Raw genomic sequence first — 16,330 nt, forward strand, 5'->3', positions numbered from 1 at the left:
AATATGTTCACCGACAAAAACATACTAATAACAGGCGGGACAGGAAGCTTTGGTAAAAAATATACCGAGATACTTCTGAAAAACTATAAACCAAATAAGATAATTATCTATTCGCGAGATGAACTGAAACAGTTTGAGATGGCTCAGGAGTTTAACGAGCCTTGTATGAGATACTTCATAGGAGATGTAAGAGATAAAGAGAGACTGATGACGGCTATGCAGGATGTGGATTTCGTTATCCATGCTGCGGCACTTAAACATGTTCCGGTTGCAGAATACAATCCTATGGAGTGCATAAAGACAAATATCCACGGGGCCGAGAACGTTATACAGGCGGCTATTGCGAACAATGTAAAAAAGGTTATGGCTCTTTCAACCGACAAAGCGGCAAATCCTATCAATCTCTACGGAGCTACTAAGCTTGCAAGCGACAAGATGTTTGTTGCGGCAAACAATATAGTGGGAAAAAGAGAGACGAGATTTGGTGTTGTAAGATACGGAAATGTAGTGGGCTCACGAGGAAGCGTTGTTCCCTTTTTCAAAAAACTTATAAAAAACGGTGCAAAAGAGCTACCCATAACAGATGAGAGAATGACAAGATTTTGGATAACACTTGAACAGGGTGTAAACTTTGTTCTTAAAAATTTTGAGAGGATGAAGGGGGGAGAGATATTCGTACCCAAAATTCCTTCTATGAGAGTAATTGATCTTGCAAAGGCCATGGCTCCTGATCTGCCTATAAAGATCATAGGCATAAGACCGGGAGAGAAACTGCATGAGGTGATGTGCCCGAAAGATGACAGCCATCTGACATTGGAGTTTAAAGATCATTATGTTATAAAACCGACCATTCAGTTTGCCCACAAAGTAGAGTTTGAGACAAATGCTTTGGGTGAAAAAGGCGAGCCTGTCGAAGTGGGTTTTGAGTACAGCTCCGACAAAAACGACTGGTGGCTTACGGAAAATGAACTTCTTGATATGATAGGAAATATTTGATGGATTTTATACCTTATGGAAAGCAGTATATAGACAAAAAAGACAGACGAGCCGTCAAAGAGGTTTTGAAATCCCCTTTTATTACTCAGGGACCGAAAATCAAAGAGTTTGAAGAAAAAATATACGAATATACCGGAGCAAAATATGCCGTGGCGGTCTCAAACGGTACGGCTGCGCTTCATCTGGCGTCTTTATCTATTTTAAATCCCGGGGACAAGGTGCTGACCTCTCCAAACTCATTCGTTGCCACTTCGAACGCTATTTTATATGCGGGGGCAAAGCCAGTTTTTGTCGATATAAAAGATGACGGAAATATAGATTTTGAGCTTTGCGAAGAGATACTAAAAAATGACCCTTCTATAAAAGCTTTATATGTGGTACATTTTAGCGGTAATCCCGTAGAACAGGAAAAACTAAAAGTTTTAAAAGAGAAATACGGTATAAAGATTTTGGAAGATTGCGCCCATTCTATAGGGGCGGAATATAAAGAAATAAAAGCCGGAAGCTGCAAAAATAGTGACTGTTCGATTCTTTCTTTTCATCCTGTAAAGCATTTGACAACAGGAGAGGGCGGAGCGATAACAACGAATGATGAAAGGATATATGAAAAACTTCTTCTGCTTAGAAACCATGGAATAACAAAAGATGAAAATAGGTTTTTAGATAAGAATATGGCATATGACGAAAAAGGCAACCTCAATCCTTGGTACTACGAACAGCAGCTTTTGGGATTCAACTACCGCATCACCGATATGCAGTGTGCACTTGGAATCTCTCAGTTTGAAAAGCTGGATACTTTCATAAAAAGAAGAAGAGATATAGCTTTGAAGTATGATGAAGAGTTCGAAAAAGAGGAATTCATAAAGCCGCTATACGGATACAACGGCCGCTCATCTTACCATCTATATGTAGTTAGAATAGATTTTGAAAAACTCTTCATTACCAAAGCGGAACTCTTTTACAAAATGAGAGAGAAGAGCATCGGGCTACAGCTACATTATATCCCTATAAACAAACAGCCGTATTACCGTTCTTTGGGATATGGCAAAGAGGAGACTCCAAAAATGGACAGATACTATAAAGAGGCATTGTCTTTACCTATGTATCCCTCTTTGGAAAGAGAGGAGCAAGAGTATGTAATAAAAACTCTAAAAAAGTTGGTCAATGAAAATAGAAAATAATCTATTCATTATCATTCAAGCTCGTATGACTTCAACAAGGCTCCTTGGAAAAGTAATGCTGCCGCTATGCGGCAAAACTGTTTTAGAAATTATGATAGATAGATTAAAAAGTTTTGAAAAAAATATAATTATTGCCACTACAAATGACGGAAGCGAAAAACCTATAGTGAAACTTTGTGAAAGAAGAGGCTTGAAATATTTCAGGGGCGATACGCACAATGTACTTGAGAGATACTACAAAGCGGCTTTGAATTTTGGTGCAAAGAAAAGTGATACGATAATAAGACTTACATCGGATTGTCCTCTGATCGATCAAAATATTTTGAAAAAAATGATAGATGAATTTAAGATAGAAAAATGTGACTATCTCTCAAATACAATAGAGCGAACATTTCCAAGAGGATTCGACATAGAAATTTTCGGTTTTGACGCACTTAAAAAAGCTTATGAAAATGCTACCTTGGATTACGAAAAAGAGCATGTAACGACCTATATTCATACGACGCACAAAAATGAATTCAAAATATGCAGCTTCAAAGACAAAGATGACAATTCAAAATATCGCCTAACGTTGGATGAAGAGGCTGATTTCGAAGCGATAAAAGAGATATACAGATTTTTAAAATGCAAAACGGATTTTAGTTATGAAGAGTTGCTCGAGGTTTTGAAAAAAAATCCACATATATATGAAATAAACAGGCATATAGAACAGAAAAAAGTATGAAAACTATTTTGATTAGAGCGGATAGCTCCAAAAATATAGGCACCGGGCATATAACAAGAACGCTTGTTTTGGTAAAGGAATTAAAAGAAAAAAGTTTTAATGTTATATATCTTTCAAGATCTTTGCCAGGAAATATAAATTTCAAGATCAAAAACAGCGGATTTGAGCTTATTGAGTTGCAAAGTAGCGATAAAAGGCAAGAGATAGATGAAGTAAGCCGTATTATCAAACAAAAGAATGCCTCTTTTATTGTATTCGACCATTATGGAATAGACGAAGAGTATGAAAGAGAAATAAAAAAAAGATCCGGTATTTTGGTTTTCTCATTTGATGATACATATCAAAAACATTTTTGCGATATTTTGTTAAATCAAAATATATATGCAAAAAAAGAGGATTATAAAAATCTAGTTCCCTCATCTGCTTATTTGCTTTGCGGGGTAGAATATGCGCTTATCAGAAAAGAGTTTAGAGAGATTGAGATCAGAGATAAAAAACATATCGATCTGCAAAATGTCAGAATACTAGTAACTCTGGGCGGTGCGGATCCAAAAAATGTAACGCTTGAAGTGATGAAGGCTTTGGAGGAGAGCAAAGGTTTCAAATTTCATGCCGATATTGTGGTGGGTGCTGCAAATGAGTATTTGCCCGAACTGCAAAAGTTTGCAAAGAAAAGCAACAAAAGTTACCGAATAATTACGGATGCAAAGAATATGGCCGAGCTAATGAACAAAGCGGATATTGCAGTGATATCTTGCGGAACGACGAGTATAGAGGCTTTATATATGAGGCTTCCTTTTTTGGCTTTGAAGTTGGCGGACAATCAGGAAAAGATATATGAATATCTGAGTGAAAACGGGTATGCAATGTGCGTTGAAAACGAAACAGATGATATAAAAAGAGGTTTTGAAAACCTGATATTTGACAAAACTTTGAGAATAGCCTTTTTGGAAAGGATGAAAACTCTTCGTATTGGAAAAGTAGAAAAAGTTACGAAAGCTATCATATGTAAAATGTTTGAAAATTTTTCGATAAGAGAGGCCGAGGAAAAGGATATAAACGCCGTTTTTGAGATATCGAACGATGAGATAGTCAGAAAAAACTCTTTCAGCAGTGAAAAAATACCTTTTGAGAGACATAAAGAGTGGTTTTTGAAAAAATTAAAAGACGAAAATACGCTTTTTCTGATCGTTGAAAAAGATGGAACAGTCCTTGGACAGATTAGATTTGAAAAAAGTGAAAACGACTATTTTATCAGTATATCATTGGCTTCGATAGTGAGAGGTTGTGGATACGCAAGCGACATAATTTCAAAAAGTGTAGAGTCGTTTCGAAACAGAGTAGGCGATTTCGATATCTACGCGTATATAAAAAAAGAGAATATCGCTTCGATAAAGAGCTTTGAAAAAAGCGGTTTTAAAAAAGTTGAAGAGACTCTTTACAAAAGCATTCCAACATTTGTTTTAAAAAGGCTAAAAAATGATAAGAATAGATAACAAAACTGTTTCAAATGACAGTCCGGTATATATAATTGCCGAAGTTTCCGCCAACCATAATCAAAGTTTTGAGATAGCAAAAGAGATGATAAAGGCGGCGTACGAAGCCGGAGCGGATGCGGTAAAACTGCAAACTTACACTCCCGATACAATAACTTTAAAGTGCGATAATGAATATTTTCAGATAAAACAAGGAACCATCTGGGATGGAAAGACCCTATATGAACTCTATGAAGAAGCATACACACCTTGGGAGTGGCAGCCAGAGCTAAAAAAATATGCCGATTCGATAGGAATTACTCTTTTTTCTTCCCCTTTTGACAAAAGTGCTGTCGACTTTCTTGAAAAGATGAACGTTCCTGCTTACAAAATTGCCTCTTTTGAGATAACAGACATTCCTCTTATAGAGTATGCGGCCTCAAAAGGAAAGCCTATGATCATATCCACAGGTATCGCGACTCTTTGTGATATTGAAGAGGCAGTAAATGCCTGCAGAAGAGTTGGAAATGACAAAATTGTTCTTTTAAAATGTACTTCTGCATATCCTGCACCTCTGGAGGATGCGAACCTTGAAACAATCCCGAATCTGTCCGAAACTTTTGGCGTAATAGCAGGATTTTCAGACCATACTCTGGGTATTACAGCCCCTGTCGCTGCTGTGACATTGGGTGCAAAGGTCATTGAAAAACACTTTATTTTGGATAAGAGTATGGGAGGACCGGATGCCGCATTCAGTCTGGATATAGATGAATTCAAAGAGATGGTTAAGGCTGTAAGAGATACCGAAAAGCTTCTTGGAAAAGTGGATTATTCTATGAGTGATAAAAAGAGAAAAAGCAGAGAGTTTTCAAGAAGTCTCTTTGTAGCGGAAAATATTAGAGAGGGTGAAATTTTGACTGAGAAAAATATCCGTTCGGTAAGACCGGGATACGGGCTTCATCCAAAGTATTTAAAAGATATTTTAGGCAAAAGAGCGGCAACTGATCTTGAAAAAGGAACCCCTTTAAAGTGGGAGCATATCAGTTAAGAAGGTTTTGATAGATATCTATAATTTTATCTGTCATAACCTTTTTTGAAAAATTTTTCACCACAAAATCCCTTGCGTTTTTGGCGTAATTTTCTCTAAGCTGTGGATTTTGTATCATTTTTTCTACGTTTTGAACCAAACTTTTCATATTTTTAGGCTCAATCAGCATAAAGTTGTCATTGTGCCACAGATCTTTAGTACTTCCCACATCTGTAGCTATTACCGGAAGTTTCATCATAAGTGCCTGCATAACCGATTGTGGTACCCCTTCGTTTGAATCGGAAGTGAGAGTAAAAATATCAAGAGTCGATAAAAATTTTGCAGGCTTGTTTACATGTCCCAACATTTTGACTCTTTCTTTAAGTCCCATCTCTTTTACCATTTTTTTTATTCTATGTTTTCCTGGACCATCTCCCGCTATCAAAAAAACGGTTTGGGGATATTTTTTAGATATCTCTTTTGCCATCTCTAAAAAGAGATCGTGTCTTTTGAAGCCTCTTAGAACCGCAAGTATTCCTATAGCGATCTGATCTTTTTTTATCCCGAAAAACTCTCTGTTTTTTTCTTTGTCGAATTTATCGGGATCAAATATCTTTTCATCAATCCCTGTGGGTATCGAGGCTATACGCTTGGGCTTTATACGGTTGAAACGTATCATATCTTCTCTTACGCCCTCACCAGTCGTTATGATAAAATCGGCCATTTCGTTTATGAAATTTAGTCTTGAAGGGTTTATTCTGTTTGAAAGATGGCGGGTTCTTATAAATTTTGCTCCGGCAATTTTAGCGGCAAATCCTCCCACCCAGGTATCTTTTCCGCTGTGGGTGTTTACTATGTCAATCTTTTCATCTTTTATGATTTTTATCAGACCAAAAAGAGTCTTTAAGTCGGTATTCCCTCTAAAAGGCAAGCTATATACTTTGATACCGTATTTAATAGCTTGCTCTTTTATTTTGGCGTGATCTCTACAAACTAGCAAGACCTCAACCCCTCTTTCTCTGACAGAAAGCATTTCGTTTATGATTCTGATTTCCTGTCCGCCCCATCCATCTGACCACTCTGTGTGTAATACTTTTATCTTTTCTGTTTTTTCCAAGATATCTTTATCCTTCAACTTTGTTATTCTATAAACTGGCGTCTGGCGGTGCAATCGCTTCGCTCTGCACATCGCCATCGCCGTGCAATCTATCGGTAAACTGTCGTAGGCTATGCCGGCTTCGCCCGCATATTCGCCTCGCCGTGCGGCGCTAAAATCGTGAAGCAGTTCACGATTTCTTTACGCGCCTCCCTTTTTAATATATTTCCAAAATGTATATTGGCTGTAGAGTTTTGCTATCAGGTAACCGTGCCAGCCGTCAAGAAAACCGAGTTTTAAAAAAAAGATCTTAAAAAAAGTCCAGGGGGGATTTATGACTGCTTTTATTCTGTTTGGTTTTGCCCCAAGAGATGAGTATCGGTTCTGCTTATCTATAAACTCTTCTACGCTATCATATGCAAGATGTAGCATATGGTTTTTTAAAGAGCCAGTTTTGCTCTCGGTTACTACTTTTTCATGAACTTCGTCGGAAGTGAATCTCGCTTTTTCTTTGTCGAAAAGTCTTATAGTTTTATCAGGATAGAGTCCGCAGTGTTTTATCGGTTTGCCAAAAAAGTAGTTTAATCTTGGAACTTCGTAGGCTTCAAACTTCGGATTTTTTAAAATCTCTTTTATCTCTTTTTGCAGATTTTCAGTTATTCTCTCATCGCTGTCAAGCACGAAAACCCATCTGTTTTTGGCCAAATCCACTGCTTTTTGTTTCTGTTTTCCGAAGCCTAGCCACTTTTGATACTCCACTCTAGCACCGAGCTCTTTTGCAATTTTTGCGGTATTGTCGCTTGAACCGCTGTCAAGTACCAATACTTCATCAGCAAAAGAGGCTGATTCTACGGCCTCTTTTATATATTTTTCGCTGTTAAAAGTGATAATAACTACAGATAGCTTTTCCAATCAGACTCCATAAAACTCTCTATACCATTTGACAAACTGCTCGACTCCGTACTCTATAGGAGTTCCAGGCTTATATCCCAAATCTCTTTCCAAAGCGCTGGTATCTGCCCATGTGGCAGGTACGTCTCCGGGTTGAATCGGGAGCATATTTTTCTTTGCCTCTTTGCCCAAAGCCTTCTCTATCGCTTTGATAAAATCCATCAGCTCCACCGGAGCGCCATTGCCTATGTTATAGACTCTGTAAGGTGCTTTGCTGGAAGCCGGATTTGGCTTTTTGCCGCTCCACTCGGGATTTGGCTTTGCGGGATTGTCAATAACCCTGACCACACCTTCCACGATATCATCTATATATGTAAAATCTCTTTTCATTTTGCCATAATTAAATACATCTATGGGTCTATTTTCTATGATCGCTTTGGTGAACAGAAAAAGTGCCATATCCGGTCTTCCCCATGGGCCATATACGGTAAAAAATCTAAGACCCGTTGTAGGAATGTTGTATAGATGGCTGTATGTATGTGCCATCAGTTCATTTGACTTTTTGCTTGCAGCATACAAGCTGATGGGATGGTCCACGTTGTCTTCGACGCTGAATGGCATCTTCTCGTTTAGTCCGTATACACTGGAACTGCTGGCATAGGCTAGATGTTCTATATCATTGTGTCTGCAGGCTTCGAGTATATTTAAAAATCCTACGATATTGCTTTGGATGTATGCATCAGGGTTGGTTAGAGAGTATCGTACTCCTGCCTGTGCGGCCAAATTGCATACTCTGTCAAACTTTTCTTCAATAAACAGTTTATCAATCGCCTCTTTATCTTCCAAATCAATCTTGTAAAATGTGTGGTTCGGATATTTTTTACTTCTGTATTTTTTACCATATTCGAAATCGTTCTCTTCAAAACCCAACTCTTTCAATCTTCCGTATTTTACTCTGATGTCGTAGTAGTCGTTGATATTGTCTATACCTACTACCTCATCACCTCTTTCAAGAAGTCTAGTTGCAAGATGAAAGCCTATAAATCCGGCTGTACCGGTTATAAGAATTTTTTTTCGTGATTCGTGATTCGTGATTCGTGAATGGTTTTTGTCCATTTATTTCGCCTTTATAAAATTTATAAGCCCATAGAGCATTTTTTTGATTCTGACAATATCTTCGATTGTCTCATCTATATTTTCAACAAAACAGAGCCTTTTTGCCAGTAATAATTGTGTTTCAAGTTCGGATAATGAACCTAGCGAAATAAATAGAAACTGAATGAATTCTTTATTGCTCTGTCTTGAAGCGCCTTCTGCGATATTGCTTGGAATTGAGATTGTAGCTCTTTTTATTTGCAAAGTTAATCCGTATGTCTCTTCTTTTGGAAATGTCTGACAAAGTTTGTATATCTTTTCCACTAAATCCATAGAGAGATTCCATACATCCAAATCTTTATGTTCTTTCACTAATACCCTTTTAATCATAACCAACTTCAATTTACCAATCACGATTTACGAGTCACGAATTACGAACCAACTCCAATCTGATGATACTCGAAGCCAAGCTCTTCGAGTTTGTCTTTGTTATATTGGTTTCTGCCGTCAAAAATGATCGGATTTTTGAGTCTTTTTTTTATTTCGTAAAAGTCCGGGCTTCTAAACTCTTTCCATTCGGTTATGAGAAGCATAGCATCGGCTTTGTTCAGTGTATCGTATTTATTTTCGGTATATTCTATGTTTTTATTATCTTTTAGATAGAAGTTTTTTGCTTCTTCCATCGCTTTGGGGTCGTATGCTTTGATTTTGGCTCCTCTTTTGGTAAGCTCATTTATTATTGTGATAGAGGGAGCTTCTCTCATATCATCTGTTTCCGGTTTAAAGCTCAGTCCCCAGACGGCGAAAACTTTATCGCTTAAATCTTCCCCGAATCTGTTGATAACCTTTTGAGACAGTATAAGTTTTTGTTCTTTGTTGACCTCTTCGACTGCCCTGATTATTTTGGGCTTTACACCGTTGTCTAGGGCAATTTTTTCCAAAGCTTTTACGTCTTTCGGAAAACAGCTTCCGCCGTATCCGCAGCCAGGATATATAAAGCTGTAGCCGATTCTGCTGTCGCTGCCGATCCCCACCCTTACTTTGTTTACATCTGCGCCTACCGCTTCGCATATACGGGCAATTTCGTTCATAAAGGATATTTTTGTTGCAAGCATTGCATTTGCAGCGTATTTTGTCATTTCGGCACTTTTGATGTCCATACCGATAAATCTCTCATGATTTCTAGTAAAAGGAGCATAGAGTTCTTTTAAAACGCCCATTGATTTGTGATTGTCTGCACCTATAACGACCCGGTCCGGTTTCATAAAGTCTGCTATCGCATCGCCCTCTTTTAGAAATTCAGGGTTGCTGACTACATCGAACTGAAGAAGATCTTCGTATTCGCCGGGAGTTATCTCTTTGTTTTCAACTCTTTTGTCTAACTCTTTTTTTATCGTTTCTCGCACTTTGTCGGCGGTTCCGACCGGAACGGTTGATTTGTCTACGACTATAACAGGATGGTTCATATGTCTACCGATATCTTTTGCAACAGCGAGTACATACTGCAGATCTGCGCTGCCGTCTTCTCCCTGCGGAGTTCCAACTGCAATAAAGACTATATCGCTTTTTTCAAGAGCTTCTTTGATATCGGTAGTGAAATTTAGAGTACCCTTTTGATAGTTTCTCTCAACCATTTCAGAGAGTCCCGGTTCATAGATGGGGATAATTCCGTTTTTGAGTTTTTCTATCTTATTTTTGTCAATATCTACACATATTACACTGTTTCCCATTTCAGCAAAGCACGTTCCTGTGACCAGTCCCACATATCCTGTACCTATGATGCTTAGTTTCATTCTCTTCCTTTTTGTTTGTAACTCGTGATTCGTGAATCGTGAATGGTTATACCCACACTCACACTCACACTTAAACTTAAATTCGTGAATCGTGGTTTTTAATTACAAATTACGATAAATCTCTTCGTATTGGTTTTTCCATCTTTTATGGAACCAGAACCACTCATCAGGTTTTTGGCGTATCACTTTTTCAGTGATATTTGCCTGCATTTGTACGGATTTCAGGATGTCTTCATCTGCATTGTCCGTTTTGGGAGTGATTATAGGCTCATAAAAGGTGATAGTATAATTTTTGTAATCTTCCGTTTTTATAAATGCAGGTATAATTTTAGCATTAAATCTTCTTGATAGCAAAGCGGCACTCGGTGTATGGCGAGCCTTTTTGCCGAAAAAATCTATTAAAACGCCTTCGCTTTCGGCAGTGTTTTGGTCTACAAGCAATCCAACCATCCTGCCGTTTTTCAAAGCATTTATAAGGCCTTTCATAGCCCCTTTTTTATCAAGCATCCTGATATCGTACTGTTCTCTGTTTCTTTTGAGTATTTCATTCATAGTTTTTGAATCAAGAGCTCTCCCCACTCCGGTTAAAGGACCGAAAAAAGCCGCGATCGATAGAGGCAGAAGCTCCCAGTTGCCGTAGTGGGCTGTGATGAGTATAACTTTTTCGCCTTTTTTAAGAGCCCGGTCCAGAATTTCCCTGTTTTCAAAGTTTACTTTTTTTGAGAGTTGTTCTTTTGAGATTCCTTGATTTCTTACAAAATCGGCAAGGTTATAGACTATGTTTTTATAGCATTTTTTCGTAATTTCTTTTTTCTTTTTGCTGTCAAGTTCGTCACCGAATGCAAAGTCAAGATTGATTCTGATTATTTTTCTGTGTTTTTTATCCAGTTTGTACACTGTCCATGCCAGAAAATCAAACAGAACATTCTGGATGAATCTGGGCGTATACCTGACAATAAATTGAAAAGCGTTAAAAAGTGCAAGATAGAATTTTTCTTTCAAAGAAGTTCCTTCGCTTTTTCTATTATCTGGGCTTCTTTTATATTTTTTATCGAGTCATCTTTTTTATCAAATCTGCACAGATCAGGTTTTGAGTTTGACTTTACCGCAATGTTTATGGGTGTCTGATACATCAGTGTTGTGGGAGTATATCCAAATATCACGACCGAGGGCTTGTTCATGGCCCACGCAATATGTGTAGGTCCCGTATCTCCTCCTATAACCAGATCTGTTTTGGAGATGAGATATTTCAGGTCGTTCAAAGAGAGCTTCGGAAGCACTTTTGCATTTGATTTGAGGGCAATCTGTTCGGCTTTCCTCTTTTCCTCTTCGTTTCCCCATAAAAGCAGTATATTTTCGTTCAAAGCTTTTGCTACATTCGCGAACTTATCGGCAGGATAGTTTTTGTTTTCGCGGCTCGAACCTGCTATGAGAAGTATGTTTTTTCTCTTTTTTTCCAGAAGACAATCTATATGTTTATACTCTTTTTTGGGATCAAAAAAGAGATAAGGCTCTTTTTTGTCAATTTCATTTTTTGTATATTCAAACCCGAGAGCTTTCGATACGAATCCCATGTTTCTGTCTATAACATTGTTTTCGCATGGCACGATAATCTTATTTGTGTAAAGAAAGGAAGCCAGATTTTCTCTTATGCAGCCAATTTCCAAGCCATATCTTTTTTTTCCCAAAAATTTTGCAATAAGAGCCGATTTTATGAGTCCCTGAATGTCAAGGACCATATCGAAGCTGCCTAGATTTTTCAAATATGATACGCTGTTTTTGAGCAGTTTAAGCGAAAAGTTGTTTTTCATATTTTTTATATCAACTGATGCAACTCTGTCAAGGTGAGGATTATGCTTTAAAATCTCTTCAAATCTTTTATCGGTTATCCAGGTAATATTGCTGTTTGGAAAATGTCTCTTTATAAACTGCAGTACAATCATACTGTGGACAATATCACCAAGGGCGCTTAGTCTGACTATTGCGATATTCATTAACCTGCTCAATATTTTTTCCCGTATTTTATCATATTAGGTATAATATGAATGAAAAGATTTATATTTCTTTATTGTTAATGACCAAAAAGGTATTATTTATGATTTGCGTTTTTGATTGTGAAACCATACCTGATATCGATCTTTTAAGACAAAATTTTGATGTTAAGGATATCGAAGAAGATTTTTTAGCGACGCAAAAGGCTGTTGCTGATTATGAAGCAAAAAGTGGAACGACTTTTCTGCCGCTTCCTTTTCATAAAGTGGTAGCCATATCTGCAGTTATTGCTGATGATTTCGGAAAATTTAAAAAAGTGAGCTCCATCGAGGGTGAAAACGAAAAAGAGATGATAGAAAACTTCCTGCGCTTTATAGACAGGCACAATCCGAAACTGGTAAGTTTCAATGGTAGAAGTTTTGATATTCCCATGTTGCTTCTGAGAGCTTTAAAATACAATCTTTCCTGTCCTTCATATTTTGAAACGGACAATCAAATACTCAACAAAACAAAATGGGAAAATTATCGCCAGCGTTACAGCGAACAGTTTCATACAGATTTAATGGAAGTACTGGGGCACTTCGGAGCGGTAAGGGGACTTAAACTTGACCTTGTCTGCCAGATGGCCGGAATTCCGGGAAAATTCGACATTAGCGGCGATCAGGTGGCTGAACTTTACTACAGAGGCGAATTTCGAAAGATAAAAGAGTATTGCGAGAGCGATGTTTTAAATACCTATTGGCTCTATCTAAAATATGAACTTTTAAAAGGAAACATCTCTTATGAAGATTATGTTTCCTATCTTGGCGAAATGTTTGATAAAATTCCACAGGGCAAAAGTTACAGCAGAGTTTTTAAAGATGAAATAGAGCAGATAGTTTACCAAAAGGGAAATAATGGTAGTTAAAGAGATACAGGAATTTTCAGAAATCAGAACGAGGGCAAGAGCATATTTATGTTACATATTGAGTAGAAATATTCCGAACTATCTGCCGGATCCTCAGCTTGAAATGATAGTGGCCGGACTTAAGAAGATAAAAAAAGAGATAGAGAATTTTGAGGCGTTATATATACTTGATGCAAAAGGTGTGCAGATAATCGAAGCGATTTCCAAAAATCCGGAATATCGTAAGGGTAAGGGGATAAACAGAAGTATGAGAGCTTATTATTACAGGGCGGTAAGGGAAAAGAGATGTATTTTGACAGATCCATACCCCTCCTTGCTCACAAATGACCTTACCGTAACTGCGGCCTATCCTATATATGATGACAAGAAAAAGCTGCATTATGTGGTATGTATAGATATTTCGCTTAAAGACATACTTAAAATAGCCCATCCTACTTCTATTGATTCGCTTTTTGGAGCTTTTAGCAAAGCTGCATATGCAGCTTTTTCTGTTGCTTTACTAAGTGTGGCGTTTTTGCTTTTTTTCAATGGAATTCAGAGTCTTGCAATTCACGGTTTTGCCATAGCAAAGCTCGATATAAAAGAGATGTTTGAATCTACCATTTTGCTTACTCTTTCTTTAGCTATTTTTGATCTTGTCAAAACGATTTTCGAAGAAGAGGTTCTTGGACACAGAAAAAGAAAAGAGTCTAGTGATATACATAAAACTATGATACGATTTTTGGGTTCTATTATCATAGCACTATCTATAGAAGCGCTTATGCTGGTATTTAAGTTTGCTTTGATCGGACCAGAAAAGATAATCTATGCTGTTTATCTTGTAGGCGCTGTAACAATGCTTCTTATTGGACTCTCCTTTTATCTCAAGTCTACAGAAGGGCTTAGAGGAGAGGGGGATTGATCTGTAACTTAGAACCCACATTTCACACTTAAAATTTAAAATTAATTATTAATTGATTAAAGGAAATAGATGCGGATAGCTATTGTAGATTACAATATGGGTAATCTTGCAAGTGTCAAAAACGCCTTTATAAAAATAGGCGCAAAGTCGAATATTGAAAAAGATGCCGAAAAACTGAAAAATTATGACAAAATCATACTTCCCGGAGTAGGGGCTTTTGGAGATGCAGTTGAACATCTCAAAGAGTACGGCATGGATGAGGCGATCAAAGAGTTTGTCAAAAGCGGAAAACCTCTACTTGGTATATGTCTCGGTATGCAGCTACTGTTTGACAAAAGCTATGAATTTGGTGAACATGTCGGTCTTGGATTGATCCCGGGTGAAGTGGTGCCATTTGACAGAAACAGATTCGAACACAGACTTAAAGTTCCGCATATGGGATGGAACGAGCTTTTTGTACAAAAAGACACTCCTCTTTTTAAAGATATGCCGAAAGCTTTCTATCTATATTTTGTTCACAGTTACCACGCGGTATGCGAGGAGGAGTTTGTTATAGGAAAAACGATTTACGGATATGAATTTGTAAGTGCTGTTCAAAGAGAAAACATTTTCGGACTTCAGCCCCATCCTGAAAAATCACACGATAACGGGCTTAAGATATTGAAAAATTTTACGGAGATTTAAATGGAGATATTTCCTGCAATAGATCTGAAAGACGGAAAAGCCGTAAGACTTACAAAAGGGCTTATGCAAAGTGCAAAAATATACAGTGACGAACCCTGGGAGCTTGCCCGAAGATTTGAAGAGATGGGTTCGAAGTGGCTTCATTTAGTCGATCTTAACGGTGCATTTGCCGGAGAGCCGAAGAATCTGGAACAGATCGAAAAGATAAGAAAAAACTGCTCTTTGAAAATGCAGCTTGGCGGTGGTATAAGAGATGAAGATACCATTAAAAGATATATAGATATGGGAATACAGAGGGTTATCTTGGGCTCTGTTGCTGTCAAAAACCCCGGTTTTGTAAAAGAGATGGCAAAAAAATATCCAATTGTTGTGGGTATAGATGCTATCGACGGATATGTTGCAGTAGAAGGCTGGGCAAAAACCAGTACAATGAAAGCAACAGATTTGGCACGTGCATTTGCCGACAGCGGTGTGGAAGCGATAATATGTACCGATGTGGGCCGGGACGGAACTCTAAGCGGGGTAAATGTGGAGTTTACCGTTAGCATAGCGGAAGCCAGCGGTATAGAGACTATTGCCAGCGGAGGAGTTAGAGATATAGAGGATATAAGAAAACTGCTTGAAACAGGAAAAGTTGCAGGTGTGATAGTCGGAAAAGCCTTTTATGAAGGAACAATCGATTTGAAAGAGGCTTTTGAACTGGTGCGCAGTTGATTGTGAGAAAGGTTTGAATGAAAAAATACTATTATGAAGTCACTATAATTCCATCTTCTCATAAAGATGAGATAGAGAGCTTTTTGATGGATCGTTTTTATAACGGTATCGAAGAAAAAGACAACGCTTTGATTTTGAGAAGTGAAGAGCCACTGACCGAAATCATCGAAAAGACAAAAGAGTATACGAAAATTCTTGAAGAGATTTTTGGTCAAAAGATTGATGTTGAGATAAGAGAGGAAAAAAAAGAGAACAGAGACTGGATAGAGAGTTATAAAAAAAGCATAACTCCGGTTAATGTGGGAGAATTTTATATACATCCAACCTGGTATGAAGGGAAAAAAGATAAGATAGATATTATCATTGATCCGGCACTGGCTTTTGGATCGGGGCATCATCCAAGTACTCTAAATTGCCTTAAACTTTTGGACGAGATAGTCAAAAAAGGGGACAGAGTGCTTGATGTGGGATGCGGTAGTGGAATACTCTCTATCGCTGCTGCAAAAAAAGGGGCTTTGCCAGATATTTGCGATACTGATGAAATAGCAATAAAAGAGGCAAAGAAAAATTTTAGATTAAACCAAGTTGAATTTGGTGATGCATGGGTAGGTTCGGCAGGGGCTGCAAAGGAAAAGTATGATATAGTAATAGCCAATATAGTCGCGGATATTTTGATATATATTTCCAAAGATCTGAAAAAGGCATTGAAAGATGACGGATTTTTGATACTTTCCGGAATTGTTGAAAAGTATAAAGATAAAGTATTGGAAAAATATCTTGATATGCAGACTATAAAAATAATAAAAGATGAGGAGTGGGTGACGATTCTACTCAAGAAAGTTAAAGAGAGGTAA

Annotated in this window: 17 protein-coding genes; 10 read left to right on the forward strand and 7 right to left on the reverse strand. The window is 37.7% G+C overall.

The features are described 5' to 3' along the window. Positions 1-3 precede the first annotated feature (3 nt). The 5 genes from pseB to pseI are packed head-to-tail and all read left to right on the forward strand — an operon-like array spanning position 4 to position 5,424. A complete protein-coding gene (gene pseB, locus EPR_RS01865; protein WP_200763507.1) occupies positions 4-996 on the forward strand; it encodes a UDP-N-acetylglucosamine 4,6-dehydratase (inverting) in 993 nt (330 codons plus the stop codon). Next, on the forward strand, positions 996-2,177 hold the full coding sequence (gene pseC / locus EPR_RS01870) for a UDP-4-amino-4,6-dideoxy-N-acetyl-beta-L-altrosamine transaminase (protein ID WP_200763517.1): 1,182 nt from the start codon (positions 996-998) through the stop codon (positions 2,175-2,177). Before pseB ends, pseC begins: the two co-directional genes overlap by 1 nt. After that, entirely contained in the window at positions 2,161-2,901 is a 741-nt protein-coding gene (locus tag EPR_RS01875; RefSeq protein ID WP_200763519.1) for a cytidylyltransferase domain-containing protein, read from the forward strand. The genes pseC and EPR_RS01875 overlap by 17 nt, the downstream gene beginning before the upstream one ends. Then, positions 2,898-4,397, forward strand: a complete 1,500-nt coding sequence (pseG, locus tag EPR_RS01880; protein WP_200763535.1) for a UDP-2,4-diacetamido-2,4,6-trideoxy-beta-L-altropyranose hydrolase — start codon at positions 2,898-2,900, stop codon at positions 4,395-4,397. Before EPR_RS01875 ends, pseG begins: the two co-directional genes overlap by 4 nt. Further along, positions 4,381-5,424 carry a pseudaminic acid synthase gene (pseI, locus tag EPR_RS01885; RefSeq protein WP_200763536.1) on the forward strand — a complete coding sequence of 348 codons (1,044 nt, stop codon included), beginning with the start codon at positions 4,381-4,383 and terminating at the stop codon, positions 5,422-5,424. Before pseG ends, pseI begins: the two co-directional genes overlap by 17 nt. Here the strand turns inward: pseI and EPR_RS01890 are convergent. The 7 genes from EPR_RS01890 to waaC form a co-directional block, all read right to left on the reverse strand. Continuing rightward, on the reverse strand, positions 5,417-6,520 hold the full coding sequence (locus EPR_RS01890; RefSeq protein WP_234697152.1) for a glycosyltransferase: 1,104 nt from the start codon (positions 6,518-6,520) through the stop codon (positions 5,417-5,419). The two genes, pseI and EPR_RS01890, sit on opposite strands and share 8 nt — an antisense overlap. A 180-nt stretch (positions 6,521-6,700) precedes the next feature. Continuing rightward, complete coding sequence (locus EPR_RS01895; protein WP_200763538.1) at positions 6,701-7,411, reverse strand: glycosyltransferase family 2 protein; 711 nt, start codon at positions 7,409-7,411, stop codon at positions 6,701-6,703. Beyond that, a complete protein-coding gene (locus tag EPR_RS01900) occupies positions 7,412-8,506 on the reverse strand; it encodes an NAD-dependent epimerase (protein WP_200763540.1) in 1,095 nt (364 codons plus the stop codon). It abuts the gene before it with no gap. Then, positions 8,507-8,857, reverse strand: a complete 351-nt coding sequence (locus EPR_RS01905) for a four helix bundle protein (RefSeq protein ID WP_200763542.1) — start codon at positions 8,855-8,857, stop codon at positions 8,507-8,509. It lies immediately after the preceding gene. A 59-nt stretch (positions 8,858-8,916) separates the two neighbouring features. Then, a complete protein-coding gene (locus EPR_RS01910; protein WP_200763544.1) occupies positions 8,917-10,278 on the reverse strand; it encodes a UDP-glucose dehydrogenase family protein in 1,362 nt (453 codons plus the stop codon). A gap of 102 nt (positions 10,279-10,380) precedes the next feature. Then, a complete protein-coding gene (locus tag EPR_RS01915; protein WP_200763545.1) occupies positions 10,381-11,280 on the reverse strand; it encodes a lipid A biosynthesis lauroyl acyltransferase in 900 nt (299 codons plus the stop codon). Beyond that, positions 11,277-12,272, reverse strand: a complete 996-nt coding sequence (gene waaC / locus EPR_RS01920) for a lipopolysaccharide heptosyltransferase I (protein WP_200763547.1) — start codon at positions 12,270-12,272, stop codon at positions 11,277-11,279. Before waaC ends, EPR_RS01915 begins: the two co-directional genes overlap by 4 nt. Positions 12,273-12,373: 101 nt before the next feature. Here waaC and EPR_RS01925 point away from each other — a divergent pair, with 101 nt between their 5' ends. The 5 genes from EPR_RS01925 to EPR_RS01945 all read left to right on the forward strand — a co-directional run bounded on the left by EPR_RS01925 (position 12,374) and on the right by EPR_RS01945 (position 16,330). Further along, on the forward strand, positions 12,374-13,177 hold the full coding sequence (locus tag EPR_RS01925) for a 3'-5' exonuclease (protein WP_200763549.1): 804 nt from the start codon (positions 12,374-12,376) through the stop codon (positions 13,175-13,177). After that, the gene (locus EPR_RS01930; protein ID WP_200763551.1) at positions 13,167-14,078 is read left to right on the forward strand and encodes a PDC sensor domain-containing protein; all 912 of its coding nucleotides are present in this window, start codon (positions 13,167-13,169) and stop codon (positions 14,076-14,078) included. The genes EPR_RS01925 and EPR_RS01930 overlap by 11 nt, the downstream gene beginning before the upstream one ends. A gap of 69 nt (positions 14,079-14,147) precedes the next feature. Continuing rightward, positions 14,148-14,762 (forward strand): imidazole glycerol phosphate synthase subunit HisH, encoded by a 615-nt coding sequence (hisH, locus tag EPR_RS01935; protein WP_200763552.1) that lies wholly within the window; start codon positions 14,148-14,150, stop codon positions 14,760-14,762. Continuing rightward, the gene (gene hisA / locus EPR_RS01940; RefSeq protein WP_200763555.1) at positions 14,763-15,476 is read left to right on the forward strand and encodes a 1-(5-phosphoribosyl)-5-[(5-phosphoribosylamino)methylideneamino]imidazole-4-carboxamide isomerase; all 714 of its coding nucleotides are present in this window, start codon (positions 14,763-14,765) and stop codon (positions 15,474-15,476) included. It abuts the gene before it with no gap. A 17-nt stretch (positions 15,477-15,493) separates the two neighbouring features. After that, positions 15,494-16,330, forward strand: coding sequence for a 50S ribosomal protein L11 methyltransferase (locus tag EPR_RS01945; protein WP_200763557.1), 837 nt, complete (start codon positions 15,494-15,496; stop codon positions 16,328-16,330).

It is taken from the genome of Nitrosophilus alvini, assembly GCF_015100395.1.
Classification (GTDB): Bacteria; Campylobacterota; Campylobacteria; order Campylobacterales; family Nitratiruptoraceae; genus Nitrosophilus; species Nitrosophilus alvini.